The sequence below is a fragment of the Pseudomonas sp. FIP_A4 genome (assembly GCF_036701605.1).
GTDB classification, from domain to species: Bacteria; Pseudomonadota; Gammaproteobacteria; order Pseudomonadales; family Pseudomonadaceae; genus Stutzerimonas; species Stutzerimonas phenolilytica.
Genome location: NZ_JAYDXP010000130.1, coordinates 95879 through 108691, shown reverse-complemented (window position 1 = coordinate 108691; position 12813 = coordinate 95879). Strand labels below are relative to the sequence as shown.

General features: G+C 62.6%; 11 protein-coding genes. 8 read left to right on the top strand and 3 right to left on the bottom strand.

Annotated features, from left to right (window positions below):
• The first annotated feature begins 28 nt into the window (after nt 1-28).
• On the top strand, nt 29-1474 hold the full coding sequence (locus tag U8L64_RS19810; protein ID WP_333398839.1) for an HDOD domain-containing protein: 1446 nt from the start codon (nt 29-31) through the stop codon (nt 1472-1474).
• Between the two features lie 7 nt (nt 1475-1481).
• Here U8L64_RS19810 and U8L64_RS19805 read toward each other — a convergent pair whose 3' ends face one another.
• Nucleotides 1482-3032 (bottom strand): lytic transglycosylase, encoded by a 1551-nt coding sequence (locus U8L64_RS19805; RefSeq protein ID WP_333398756.1) that lies wholly within the window; start codon nt 3030-3032, stop codon nt 1482-1484.
• A gap of 100 nt (nt 3033-3132) precedes the next feature.
• Nucleotides 3133-3912 (bottom strand): hydroxyacylglutathione hydrolase, encoded by a 780-nt coding sequence (gloB, locus tag U8L64_RS19800; protein WP_333398754.1) that lies wholly within the window; start codon nt 3910-3912, stop codon nt 3133-3135.
• A 107-nt stretch (nt 3913-4019) separates the two neighbouring features.
• Between gloB and U8L64_RS19795 the strand changes: the two genes are divergently transcribed.
• From U8L64_RS19795 to nudC, 7 genes are all read left to right on the top strand, one after another.
• Nucleotides 4020-4775, top strand: a complete 756-nt coding sequence (locus tag U8L64_RS19795) for a class I SAM-dependent methyltransferase (protein ID WP_077683402.1) — start codon at nt 4020-4022, stop codon at nt 4773-4775.
• Between the two features lie 57 nt (nt 4776-4832).
• A complete protein-coding gene (gene rnhA / locus U8L64_RS19790; protein ID WP_043295639.1) occupies nt 4833-5288 on the top strand; it encodes a ribonuclease HI in 456 nt (151 codons plus the stop codon).
• Nucleotides 5289-5300: 12 nt separating this feature from the next.
• Complete coding sequence (gene dnaQ / locus U8L64_RS19785) at nt 5301-6029, top strand: DNA polymerase III subunit epsilon (protein WP_333398750.1); 729 nt, start codon at nt 5301-5303, stop codon at nt 6027-6029.
• Between the two features lie 67 nt (nt 6030-6096).
• Entirely contained in the window at nt 6097-8349 is a 2253-nt protein-coding gene (locus U8L64_RS19780; RefSeq protein ID WP_156714647.1) for an Orn/Lys/Arg decarboxylase N-terminal domain-containing protein, read from the top strand.
• Between the two features lie 205 nt (nt 8350-8554).
• Nucleotides 8555-9367: a crotonase/enoyl-CoA hydratase family protein gene (locus U8L64_RS19775; RefSeq protein ID WP_333398747.1), complete on the top strand. Its 813-nt coding sequence runs from the start codon at nt 8555-8557 to the stop codon at nt 9365-9367.
• A 37-nt stretch (nt 9368-9404) separates the two neighbouring features.
• On the top strand, nt 9405-11087 hold the full coding sequence (locus tag U8L64_RS19770; RefSeq protein ID WP_234303411.1) for a ferrous iron transporter B: 1683 nt from the start codon (nt 9405-9407) through the stop codon (nt 11085-11087).
• Nucleotides 11087-11920, top strand: coding sequence for an NAD(+) diphosphatase (gene nudC, locus U8L64_RS19765; RefSeq protein WP_333398745.1), 834 nt, complete (start codon nt 11087-11089; stop codon nt 11918-11920). The genes U8L64_RS19770 and nudC overlap by 1 nt, the downstream gene beginning before the upstream one ends.
• Here the strand turns inward: nudC and U8L64_RS19760 are convergent.
• Entirely contained in the window at nt 11888-12676 is a 789-nt protein-coding gene (locus tag U8L64_RS19760; RefSeq protein ID WP_156714642.1) for a TSUP family transporter, read from the bottom strand. The two genes, nudC and U8L64_RS19760, sit on opposite strands and share 33 nt — an antisense overlap.
• Nucleotides 12677-12813: the final 137 nt, after the last annotated feature.

The window sequence follows — 12813 nt, the reverse complement described above, 5'->3', positions numbered from 1 at the left end:
TGCCGCTGCAGCGGCAAGGCGGCCTGCGTTGGGTGCACGTAGTCAGGGGTTACAGGCGTGGATCGAACGCCTGAATCAATCCGAATTGCCGGCGCTGGCCGGTGTGGTCCAGGACCTGCAGCGGCTGACCCAAGAGCAGCATGCTTCGGTGCAGCAATTGGCCGATGTCCTGTTGCGCGACGCGGCGCTCACCTCGAAGGTGCTGCGGGTGGGCAACAGCAGCTATTACAACCCTTCGCAGGAGGTCATCAAGACGATCACTCGGGCGATCGTCATGATCGGCTTCGACAACGTCCGCCTGATCAGCCTGTCGGTGAGCCTGATTGACGGCTTGCTCGACCGGGCGCCGCGGCACCAGCTGCAGGAGTTGCTGGCTCGCTCGTTTCATGCAGCGGTACAGGCGCGCAATGTTTCCGGCTATGTGATCCCGCGCCACGAGGAAGAAGTGTTCATCGCGGCGCTGTTGTTCAACGTCGGCGAGCTGGCTTTCTGGGGCTGCGGCGGCGAGCAGGCTGACGAACTGGCGGCAATGCTTGCGCAGCCCGGGGTGAAGGCCGAGGAGGCCGTACAGCAGGTGCTGGGTACAAGTTTCCGTCAACTGACGCTGGGGCTGACCAAGAGCTGGAACCTCGGCGAGCTGATCTCGCTCGCGCACAGCGCAGCCAGCAGCAGCGATGCCGGGGTACGCTCGGTGTCGCTCGGCGTGAGGATCAGCGAGGCGGCGCTGGAGGGCTGGGGATCGCCACGTATGAGCGGGCTTATCAGTGAGTACGCTGCCTTTACCGGCGTGACCGAAGAGGACGCGCTACGACTGATCCTGGCCAGCGCCGACGAGGCGGTGGAGGTCGCCTCGACGTTCGGCGCCGACAGGCTGTGTCGACTGATTCCCAGCACCGATCCGGAGCAGATTCAGCTGCAGCAGTCGCAGCATCAGGCCAGTCTGCTGCAACCGAATCTGCTGAAGATGCAGCAGGCCTTGCAGGATCTGGGGCTGATGGCGACGCGTGGTGGCGATGTTGGCCTGATTCTGCAAACGCTGCTCGACGGACTTCATCATGGTGCCGGGCTGGAGCGGGTGATGGTCGCTGTGCTGGCCGATCGGCAGACGTGTTTCCGTGTGCGTGGTGCGATCGGTGTGGGTACTCAGAAGTGGGCGGAAGAGTTTGTGCTTCCTGCCGAACAGCCCGAGCAGCCGCACATCTTCAGTTACGCTCTGCGTCAGCGGCAATCCCTCTGGATGGGTGTGCCGGCCAGTTACAACCTTGAGGACCTGGTGACGCAACCGATCCGGCAGTGGCTGGGAAAAGGCATGTTCTTCATTGCGCCGCTCATGGCGGGAACCCATGAGATCGGTGTGTTGTACGCCGATTGCCGGATATCGGGGCGCGCGCTCAAGCATGAGCAGTTCGTGGCGTTCCAGCGCTTCACTCAGTTGGTCGGACGTTGTCTCGCGGCGCTATCGCGGCGTAGCTGACCGGCAATCAGTTCGGCAGGTAGAGCGTGAGCAGCTGTCCAGGGCGCAGCACTTGTGTCCCCTTGGGATTCCAGGTTTTCAGCTTGCTGACGTGGATGTTGAAACGTTTGGCGATCTGGTAAAGCGAATCTCCCTTGCGCACCTTGTAGTAAGTCGGTGCCGCTGCCTTGGTGGCGCTGGCGGGCGCCGGGCCCTGCAGAAAGAGCGCCTGGCCTACCTTCAGGCTGCTGCCGGAGAGCTTGTTCCAGCGCTGCAGATCGCGTACCGACACCCGCTGGGCCTTGGCTATATCCCATAGGTTGTCGCCGGCCTTGACGCGATAGCTACGCGGTGTGCTAGGCGTGCGGCGCGCGACTGCCTGGAGCAACTCGCCTGTCGGTTCGCTGCCTAGGCGCGAGGGAATGCTGAGGACTTGACCGATGCGTAGCCGGTTGCTGCGCAGACGATTGAGGTCGCGAAGCGTGGTGACAGTGATTTGATGACGCTCGGCAATGCTGCTGAGGGTGTCGCCCGGGCGTACGCTGTACTGCTGCCAGGTGGCCATGTCTTGCGGCTTCATCAGCGCCAGGCTGGCAGTCAGCATTTCGGCCTTGTCCAGCGGTACCAGCAGCTGCTGCGGGCCATCGAGAGTGATGCGCCGAGTGAATGCCGGATTCAGCTGATAAAGCTCGTCTTCATCGAGATCCGCCATCTGCGCGATTTGCGCTAAGTCCATACGCTGTTTCAACGGTACTACTTCGAAGTAGGGCTCGTTCGCGATTGGGCTGAGCGTGATGCCATAGGCTTCCGGCGCGTTGACCAGTTGCGAGAGCGCAAGCAGCTTGGGGACGTAGTCACGCGTTTCGCGCGGCAGCGGCAGGTTCCAGTAGTCGGTCGGCAGCCCGAGCTTCTGGTTGCGTTCGATGGCACGGCTGACGGTTCCTTCGCCTGCGTTGTAGGCCGCGAGGGCCAGGAGCCAGTCACCGTTGAACAGCCCGTGCAGATAGCTCAGGTAGCGCAGGGCTGCGTTGGTCGAGGCAGTGATGTCGCGTCGGCCGTCGTACCAATTGGTCTGGCGCAGGTTGAAATGGCGGCCGGTAGAGGGGATGAACTGCCACAGGCCTACCGCGTGGGCCGGGGAGTAGGCGAAGGGGTCGTAAGCGCTTTCGATCACTGGTAGCAGCGCCAGCTCCAGCGGCATGTCACGCTCTTCCAGCCGTTCGACGATGTAGTGAATGTACGGCCCACCGCGGGCGGTGGCCGTTTGAACGGAACCGGGACGACTGGCAAACAGAAGGCGCTGCTGTTCGATGCGCGGATTGCTGTCCAGGTGTTCCTGCAGCATGAAACCATCGCGAATGCGTTCCCAGATGTCCTCGTGCTCCGGCGCCACGGACTTGTCCGACAGCCACAGGGGATCCTGCTCGATGGTGAGCGGCGCCACCGAACGAGTGGATGAGTAATCCTGCGGCGCGTTGCTCTGGCAGCCCGCAAGGGTCACGCAGAGGGCGGCGGCGAGGGCGCGTCCAGAGGCTGCCAAGGCGTCTGGAACGCAGCGTCTTTTGGGCGCTGGCGGCATTGGCTGGAGGTTTTCCGGGAAATAAAATTCGCCGGATTCTAGAAACCGGGTTCCGGTGGGTCAAGCGCGCTGCCGCGTTTCGGGAACCTGTCGAGGTTGTTCAGAAACGATCTTTCCAGGCGCGTAGCGCCGCGAAAACCTCTGCTGACGCATTCAGTTCGGTCTCGCTATGTGCCTGCGCGGCCATGCGTACAGCGTCTATCCCGCAGCGTAGGAAGGGGTTGGTGGCCAGCTCGAGGTCGATTCGCGTGGGCAGGCTGCTGTGGTTTGCCGCGCGGCACTCGGTAACATCCTGCAAGCGTTTGCTGATCTCGCAGTTGTTCGGTTCCACCGCCAGGGCGAAACGCAGGTTGCTTAGCGTGTACTCGTGGGTGCAGTAGACGAGCGTGCGCTCCGGCAAGGCCGCCAGGCGCTGCAACGAATCGTGCATCTGCTGTGGCGTGCCCTCGAACAGGCGCCCGCAGCCAGCGGCGAACAGCGTGTCACCACTCAGTAGCCACGGCTGTTCGTCATCGTGATGGTAGTAGGCGATATGGCCCAGGGTATGGCCCGGAACCGCCAATACAAGCAGCTCATGGCCGAGAATTCGGACTCGCTGGCCGTCTTGCAGTGCGTGATCGCAGCCGGAAATGCGTTCGTTGGCGGGGCCATGAACGCGAGCGCTGGTGGCCGCCTTCAGCGAGGCAATACCGCCGACGTGGTCATGATGGTGATGGGTGACGAGGATGTCGGTCAGTTGCCAGTCCGGATTGGCCGCCAGCCATGCCAGTACCGGCGCAGCGTCGCCGGGATCGACCGCGGCGCAGCGGCGTTGCGTGTCATCCTGCAGCAGCCAGATATAGTTGTCGGTGAGCGCGGGCAGTGCCTCGATCTTCAGCATGGTCGGGTCGCCAAGACAGTGACAAAAGCGCATCCTAACAGGACATCGGCGAGCGTAAACCTAGCGAAAGTGACATCGAAGGCAGGACCGAGCAAAGGAGCCCAACGATGAAGCCGCAACCTTGTGCCCAGACAAACGATCGGTGGCTGCGCATGATCGCAGAGGCCAACGACTGGTTTGCCGGTCCGCTGGGGCGTCAGCTGCTCGAACAGGAGCAGCGCGTACTCGGCGATGAATTGAATCGCTGCTTCGGCAGCTATCTCGTGCATTACGGTCCGTTTTCCGGCGCCTCGGTCGTGCCGCCGAAGATCAAACGCAGCGTGAGGCTCGGGGCGGCGCTTGCCGGTGTGGAGATCGTCTGCGATGAGCAGGCCTGGCCGATCGGTGAGCACGCGGCCGACGTGGTACTGCTGCAACATGGTCTGGATTTCAGTTTGTCACCCCACGCCTTGCTACGGGAGGCGGCGCGAAGCGTACGACCGGGCGGGCATCTGCTGATCGTCGGTATCAATCCCTGGAGCCTGTGGGGTGCCCGTCGTCTGGTGTCGCGCGAACCGTTGCGGCAGGCGCGCTGCATCCGTCCGACACGGGTCGCGGACTGGCTCAACCTGCTCGGATTTGCGCTGGAGAATCGGCGTTTCGGGTGCTATTGTCCGCCGCTTTCTTCGAGCGAGTGGCAATCGCGTCTGCTGCGCCTGGAGTCGCTTGGGCAGCGTCTGCAGGCGCCAAATGGCGGATTTTACGTTCTGGTGGCACGTAAGCTGATGATCGGCCTGCGCCCGTTGCGTGAACAGCGACGCGAGCGCATGGGCAAGCTGTTGCCACTGCCGGTGGCCAAGGTCAGCCGCCGGGATGCCGAGTAATCGAGCGTCGGCGCCCTTGTGCCACGCCATTCCGATTGACAGGGTAAGCACTTTCTCATGAGCGACGAGCTGGTCGAAATCTATACGGATGGCGCCTGCAAAGGTAATCCGGGCCCCGGTGGTTGGGGTGCGCTACTGATATATAAAGGTGTCAAGCGCGAACTCTGGGGCGGCGAAGCGCAGACCACCAACAATCGCATGGAGCTGATGGCGGCGATTCGTGCGCTTGCCGAGCTCAAGCGTCCCTGCCAGGTGCGTCTGGTGACAGATTCCCAGTACGTGATGCAGGGCATCAACGATTGGCTGCCGAACTGGAAGAAACGCGGCTGGAAGACGGCCAGCAAGCAGCCGGTAAAGAACGCGGATCTTTGGCAACAGCTCGACGAGCAGGTCAATCGTCATCAGGTCAGCTGGAAGTGGGTGCGCGGGCATACCGGCCATCCGGGCAACGAACAGGCCGATCTGCTGGCCAACCGCGGCGTGGTGCAGGCCAAACGTCAACCGATTGTGTAAGCGAGCGAAGACATGCGTAGCGTAGTGCTGGATACCGAAACCACGGGTATGCCGGTGACCGATGGTCACCGGATCATCGAGATCGGCTGCGTCGAAGTGATCGGCCGGCGCCTGACCGGACGGCATTACCATGTCTACCTGCAGCCGGACCGTGAGGTGGACGAGGGCGCGATCGCCGTCCACGGTATCACCAACGAGTTTCTCGCCGACAAGCCGCGTTTCCGTGATGTTGCCGATGAGTTCTTCGAGTTCATTCGGGACGCGCAGCTGGTTATCCATAACGCGGCGTTCGATATCGGGTTCATCAACAACGAATTCGCCCTGCTCGGTCAGCAGGAGCGCGCCGAGATCACCGACCACTGCTCGGTGCTGGATACCCTGCTGATGGCCCGCGAGCGCCATCCGGGCCAGCGCAACAGCCTGGATGCGTTGTGCAAGCGCTATGGCGTGGACAACTCGGGCCGCGACCTGCACGGCGCACTGCTCGACGCGGAGATTCTCGCCGACGTCTGGCTGACCATGACCGGCGGGCAGACCAACCTTTCGCTGGCAGGCGACGGCGCCGACAGCGGCAACGGTGGCCGAGCGCAGCCGAGCCCGATTCGCCGGCTGCCGGCCGATCGCCAGCGCACCATCGTGCTGCGCGCCAGCGACGAGGAGATGGTCGCGCATGCCGCGCGTTTGGCAGCGATCGAGAAGGCCAGCGGTGCACCGCCGTTGTGGGTGCAACTGGACGGCTGACCGGTTTTCCCTATCGTTTTGGCGGCGGCGCTTCTACCCTGAGGTTGATCCTCCTAGGGAAGCGCTCATGTACAAAGACCTGAAGTTTCCGGTTCTCATCGTTCATCGCGACATCAAGGCCGATACCGTTGCCGGCGAACGCATTCGCGGCATCGCCGCAGAACTCGAGCAGGACGGCTTCGCCATCCTGCCAACTGCCAGTTCGGCCGAAGGCCGCATCGTCGCTTCAACTCACCACGGTCTAGCCTGCATTCTGGTGGCGGCCGAGGGCGCTGGCGAGAACCAGCGGCTGTTGCACGACGTAGTGGAGCTGATTCGGGTGGCACGCCGTCGTGCGCCGAAGCTGCCGATCTTTGCGCTCGGTGAGCAGATCACGATCGAAAACGCGCCAGCCGACGCGATGGCCGATCTCAACGAGCTGCGCGGACTGCTGTACCTGTACGAAGACACCGTGCCATTTCTTGCCCGCCAGGTCGCGCGCGCTGCACGCAGCTATCTCGAAGACCTGCTGCCGCCGTTCTTTCGTGCGCTGGTGCAGCACACTCATGACTCCAACTATTCCTGGCATACGCCCGGACACGGCGGCGGTGTTGCGTATCGTAAGAGTCCGGTGGGGCAGGCGTTCCACCAGTTCTTCGGCGAGAACACGCTGCGCTCCGACCTCTCGGTCTCGGTGCCCGAACTCGGTTCGCTGCTCGATCACACCGGTCCGCTGGCAGCCGCGGAGGCGCGGGCAGCGCGCAATTTCGGGGCTGACCATACCTTCTTCGTCATTAACGGTACCTCGACGGCGAACAAGATCGTCTGGCATTCGATGGTTGCGCGCGACGACCTGGTGCTGGTCGACCGCAACTGCCACAAGTCGATCCTGCACGCGATCATCATGACCGGTGCGATTCCGCTGTATCTCTCGCCGGCGCGCAATGAGCTGGGCATCATCGGCCCGATCCCGCTGTCGGAATTTAGTCGCGAGTCGATCGCGGCCAAGATCGATGCCAACCCGCTGGCTCGTGGCCGGGCGCCAAAGGTGAAGCTCGCGGTCATCACGAACTCGACCTACGACGGCCTGTGCTACAACGCCAACCTGATCAAGCGCGCGCTGGTCGACAGCGTCGAGGTGCTGCATTTCGACGAGGCCTGGTTTGCCTATGCCGCGTTTCACGAGTTCTATGACGGCCGCTACGGGATGGACACGCGCGAGCAAGGCCCGCTGGTGTTCACCACCCACTCGACGCACAAGCTGCTAGCCGCATTCAGCCAGGCCTCGATGATTCACGTGCTCGACAGCCGCACACGGCAGCTTGATCGTGACCGTTTCAACGAGGCGTTCATGATGCACACCTCCACTTCGCCGCAGTACGGCATCCTTGCATCGCTGGACGTGGCATCGGCCATGATGGAAGGGCCGGCGGGGCGGTCGCTGATCCAGGAAACCTTCGATGAAGCGCTGAGCTTTCGCCGTGCACTGGCCAACCTGCGCCAGCACATTGCCAAGGACGACTGGTGGTTCACCATCTGGCAGCCGCCCAAGGTCGACGGCGCCGAAGCGCCGGCAACGGCCGACTGGCTGCTGGAGCCGGAGGCCGAGTGGCACGGTTTCGGCGAGATGGCCGAGGACTACGTGCTGCTCGATCCCATCAAAGTGACGCTGGCGACTCCGGGCCTCAATGCCGCCGGCATGCTGAGCGACCGGGGCATCCCTGCGGCGGTGGTGAGCAAGTTCCTCTGGGAGCGCGGCCTGGTGGTGGAGAAAACCGGCCTGTATTCGATGCTGGTGCTGTTCTCCATGGGAATCACCAAGGGCAAGTGGAGCACCTTGCTGACCGAGTTGCTGGAGTTCAAGCGCCACTATGACGCCAATCGTCCGCTCTGCGAGGCGCTACCTTCCATCGCGCGTGCCGGGCGCGTCGTCTACGAGGGCATGGGGTTGCGCGATCTGTGCGACGAACTGCATCGCTGTTATCGCGAGAACGCCACCGCGCGGGCGATGCGGCGGATGTACACGGTTCTGCCGGAGCTCGCGCTCAAGCCTGCCGATGCCTACGACAAGCTGGTACGCGGGGAGGTCGAAGCGGTGTCCATAGACGAACTGGAAGGGCGTGTCTGTGCGGTCATGCTGGTGCCGTATCCGCCGGGAATCCCACTGATCATGCCAGGCGAACGCTTTACGCCGCAGACCCGTTCGATTGTGGATTATCTTCGCTTCGCTCGCGCGTTCGCCGAGCGCTTTCCGGGCTTCGATGCCGATGTGCATGGTCTGCAGAAGGAGCAGGCAACGACAGGCACCTTGTATACCGTGGATTGCGTGCGCGAAGCTTGAGCGGCTTTTTTACAAGCTGTTCAGTAGGTTATGGCTAGCGTTCATTTGGGCGCTGAGCATGCGTGGTCTGTTTCACATCGTCCGCATCGACATGCACCGGCCTGCGGGCTGCTTGTTATAGTTGCGCCGCTAGAAACGGGCCGTCAGACAAAAAGTTTCCATGCCGCCTGCCGCGCTTGCTGCATCGGCTGCCGAGGATCATTGCGTGAACCAATACCAAGCCTTTCGTGTCGAGCTGGCTGATAAAGTCGCGAATGTCGTGATCAATCGACCCGAAAAGATCAATGCGATGAATGCGGCCTTCTGGTCCGAGATCATCGATATATTCAAGTGGATCGACGAAACCGACGACGTTCGCGTGGTGGTGCTCAGCGGAGCGGGTGCACATTTTTCCTCGGGTATCGATCTGCAGTTGCTGGCCCAGGTGGGTGGCGAGCTAGGCAAGGATGTCGGGCGCAACGCCGAAAAACTGCGGCGCAAGATTCTCTCGCTCCAGGCTTCGTTCAACGCCGTGGACAACTGTCGCAAGCCAGTCATCGCGGCGATCCAGGGCTACTGCCTGGGCGGTGCGATTGACCTGATCTCCGCGTGCGACATGCGCTACAGCACCAGCGATGCGCAGTTTTCGATCAAGGAGATCGACATGGGCATGGCGGCCGATGTCGGTACCCTGCAACGGCTCCCGCGCATCATCGGCGACGGTATGATGCGCGAACTCGCTTTTACCGGTCGCACCATCAATGGTGAAGAAGCGCGCTCGATTGGCCTGGTCAACCGTACCTTCGCCGATCAGCAGGCATTGCAGGACGGCGTGCAGGACTTGGCGAGACAGATCGCGGAAAAGTCGCCTCTGGCGATTCGCGGCACCAAGGAGATGATCCGCTACATGCGCGACCATCGGGTCGATGACGGTCTGGAGTACATCGCCACCTGGAACGCCGCGATGCTGCAGGCGGCCGATCTTCGGGTCGCGGTGACGGCCCACATGACCAAACAGAAGCCGGACTTTGCCGACTGATGCGTCACAACAACGCTGCGCGGGAGGCGCACTAGGCATGGTTACTGGAGCTACATCGCTCGGTCTGGTTCGCGACGAACTGTTCGCCACGATGGAAGAGGCGGAGCAGAGCCTCGAACACTTCATCATCGATCGCAACAATGGCGGCTTGCTGCAGCAGGCGGTGGAGAATCTCAAGCAGGTTCGTGGCACGCTCAACCTCATCGAGTTGGCCGGAGCGGAGCTGCTGGCGCAGGAAGTGCTGCAGCTCGCGATGGATATCCCGGTGGGGGCCAGCGAAGAGCGTGACAGTCAGATGGCGGCGATGAGCAACGGCCTGTATGTGCTGCGGCGCTATCTCGAAAGTGTCGATGCGAGCCGGCAGGAGATGCCCGAGCTCTTGCTTCCGGCGATCAATGCCTTGCGTCTGGCGGCTTCGCAACCGCTGCTGCCAGAGAGCTTCTTTTTCAGTGCGCGCCTGGATCATGCGCGTCCGGTGAGCCTGTCGCACGCGCGGCCTGTCGCGGACTTGAATGCCGAGACGCGACGCATGCGGCACATGTACCAGATCGGTCTGCTGGGTTTCCTCCGCGAGGACAACCTGGCTGCCAGCCTGAGATTGATGGCCCGGGCGCTAGGGCGCCTTGAGCAGCTCTATGCCCACCTGCCGGCCGGTCGTTTGTGCTGGATCGGTGGTGCGGCGCTTGAGAGTCAGCTCGACGGCCAGTTACTGCCGCGCAAATCGCGCAAGCAGCTGTTTTCCCGTCTGGATCGTGAGCTCAAGCAGTTGCTCGTCAATCCTGACTATGAAACCTCGCGCAGCCTGCTCAAGGAATTGCTGTATCTGGTTGCGCTGGCCGACAGCGCCGGGCCGCTAGCGATGCAGGTGCGAGAGGTGTTTGCGCTCGGAGCATTGCCGTTCACCGATCACATGCTCGAGGAAGAGTCCCAGCGTCTGGCTGGCCCCGGTCAGGGGGTTATGCGGTCGCTGTCCTCTGCCATCCGGGAAGAGCTGGCCAGCCTGAAGGACTTGCTGGATCTCATTGAACGCGGTACGGCACCAGCCGAGGCTTTTGCCAACCTGCACACGCTGCTTGGCAAACTGGCCAAGACGCTCGGCATGGTCGGTTTGTCTTCGGCTGCCAACACGCTGCATACGCAGCTTGCCGTGGTTTCGACTTGGACGCAGGAGCGGCCTGTGCAGGCGCAGGAGCTGCTTCGCTTAGCCGATGCCGTGCTCTATGTGGAAAGCATGGTCGCCAGCCTGGAGAAGGGGGAGCGCCGGGAGGGGCGGATGCCGCCGGCTGCGCCAGGTCTTGAAGCCGAGGCGTTTGCGAATCACCAGCTGACCGAGGCGTACATCGTGGTTATCGATGAGGCGTCCGCCGGTCTGGCACTGGCGAAACGTGCGATCACCGCCTATCTGGAATCCAACGGTGAAAAACTGCACCTGGCCAATGTGCCCTTCAGTCTGCAGGCCGTGCGTGGAGGCCTACGCTTTCTCGAGCAGGAGCGTGCCGCAGAGCTGATCGGCGCCTGCGCGGATTTCATCCAGAAACAGATGCTCGAATCCACTCAGATGCCGGCCGAACAGATGCTCGAGACGCTCGCCGACGCTTTGACCAGTCTGGAATATTATCTGGACGGCGGTGCGATACTGCGCCGTGACGATTCGCGCGCCAGCGTGCTCGATCTGGCCAGCGAAAGCGTCCGGGCACTTGGAATGCCGGTCGCCGCCTGATGAGCTTGCGCTGGCACGCTGCCTTGCTCGATCCCGCTACGCCGGGAGGCTCGGCCGTGGTGCATTGCCAGCAGCAGTTCCTTTTCGACAGCAACGGCGTGCTGTTTCCGCGTGATTGGCTCAAGCGCCTGGAGCTGCCACTGCTGAGCGAGCAGGGATTGGGCTACTTCGATGGCGATGCGGTGTTCCTTTTCGAGCTGGACCGCCCGGTCGCCATACCGGGTGCGAGCTGGCAGGGACTGCGGCAGTTCATGCTGCACAACGACGACCGCGATCTGTTTCGCATGCTTGGCTACGCCGCGCAAATCGGAACCTGGGCGACGCAGCATCGCTTCTGCGGTCATTGCGGGGCGCGTATGCAGCAGCATGCACGCGAGCGCGCCATGTATTGCCCGGACTGCGGCATCCATCATTACCCGCGTCTTTCGCCCAGCATGATCGTGCTGGTCACGCGTGGTGACGAATTGTTGCTCGCGCGCTCGCCGCGTTTTGCCCCCGGGGTGTACAGCACGCTGGCCGGCTACGTCGAGCCGGGTGAATCGGTCGAGCAATGCGTCGAGCGTGAGGTGCGCGAAGAGGTCGGTGTGTCGATCCACCCGCCACGCTACATCACCAGCCAAGGCTGGCCGTTCCCGCATTCGTTGATGCTGGGTTTCCACGCCGAATACGCGGCGGGCGAGATTGTTCCGCAGCCCGAAGAAATCGAGGATGCGCGCTGGTTTTCCATCCACCGCCTGCCGGAACTGCCGGCGCGCCAGTCGATTGCCCGTTATCTGATCGAGCTCTACCTCGCGCGGCGCCTAGGCCGCGATGACCCAGTGCTGCCAGGCTAGACGCACGCTCAGCGCCAGCACCACCAGAATGAACACCGGACGGATGAACTTTGCGCCGCCATGGATGGCTGTGCGTGCGCCGAAGTACGCCCCACTCATCAGGGCAAGCCCCATGCCGATGCCCAGCACCCAGGCGACCTGTCCGGCAACGATGAAAACGCCAAGGGCAGCAGCATTGCTGACGAAATTCATACTGCGCGCCACACCACTGGCGCGCAGCAGATCCAGCGGATAAAGCAGCAGGCTGCTGACCGTCCAGAATGCCCCGGTGCCTGGCCCCGCAACGCCGTCATAGAACCCCAGCCCCAAGCCTTGCGGCCATTGGCGACGCGGGGCGATGAGTAGCGGGGTAGTCGCGGCTGTACCTGATGGCGTACGACTGAACAGCAGGTACAAGCCGCAGCCACAGACCACCAGCGGTAGCATCTGATTCAACCAGCTGGCCGGCAATCGATGGGCAAGGGCGGCGCCAAGCGTGGCTCCGATCGCCGTGCCGAGCAGCGCCCGTCGCCAGAGGCGCGGATCGAACAGGCGTCGCCGGTAAAAGGTGTAGCTTGCCGTGGCTGACCCGAAGGTGGCGCAGAGCTTGTTGGTGCCCAGTACCAGATGCGGTGGTAGCCCTGCGGTTAGCAGCGCGGGAATGGTCAGCAGCCCGCCGCCACCGGCGATTGCATCGATGAAGCCGGCGATGAACGCCACGATAATCAGTGCCAGCAGGGAAATAGGGTCAAGGGCGAGTTCGAACGCGAATGGCATAGGCACTCGTGAGGCCGGAACAAGGGGCTCCAGCATAAGACGATGCCTGCAACAAGTCAGCGGATGGAGCTCATACCGATGATGGGTCGTGATCGCGTGCAAGCCAAGTTGCCGACTCGTGATGGATGTCCCACGAC

Bases quoted from the DNA above. Each gene is read 5' to 3' on its own strand.
- U8L64_RS19805 (WP_333398756.1), bottom strand. From the start codon at position 3,032: ATGCCGCCAGCGCCCAAAAGACGCTGCGTTCCAGACGCCTTGGCAGCC.
- gloB (WP_333398754.1), bottom strand. From the start codon at position 3,912: ATGCTGAAGATCGAGGCACTGCCCGCGCTCACCGACAACTATATCTGG.
- U8L64_RS19795 (WP_077683402.1), top strand. From the start codon at position 4,020: ATGAAGCCGCAACCTTGTGCCCAGACAAACGATCGGTGGCTGCGCATG.
- rnhA (WP_043295639.1), top strand. From the start codon at position 4,833: ATGAGCGACGAGCTGGTCGAAATCTATACGGATGGCGCCTGCAAAGGT.
- dnaQ (WP_333398750.1), top strand. From the start codon at position 5,301: ATGCGTAGCGTAGTGCTGGATACCGAAACCACGGGTATGCCGGTGACC.
- U8L64_RS19780 (WP_156714647.1), top strand. From the start codon at position 6,097: ATGTACAAAGACCTGAAGTTTCCGGTTCTCATCGTTCATCGCGACATC.
- U8L64_RS19770 (WP_234303411.1), top strand. From the start codon at position 9,405: ATGGTTACTGGAGCTACATCGCTCGGTCTGGTTCGCGACGAACTGTTC.
- nudC (WP_333398745.1), top strand. From the start codon at position 11,087: ATGAGCTTGCGCTGGCACGCTGCCTTGCTCGATCCCGCTACGCCGGGA.
- U8L64_RS19760 (WP_156714642.1), bottom strand. From the start codon at position 12,676: ATGCCATTCGCGTTCGAACTCGCCCTTGACCCTATTTCCCTGCTGGCA.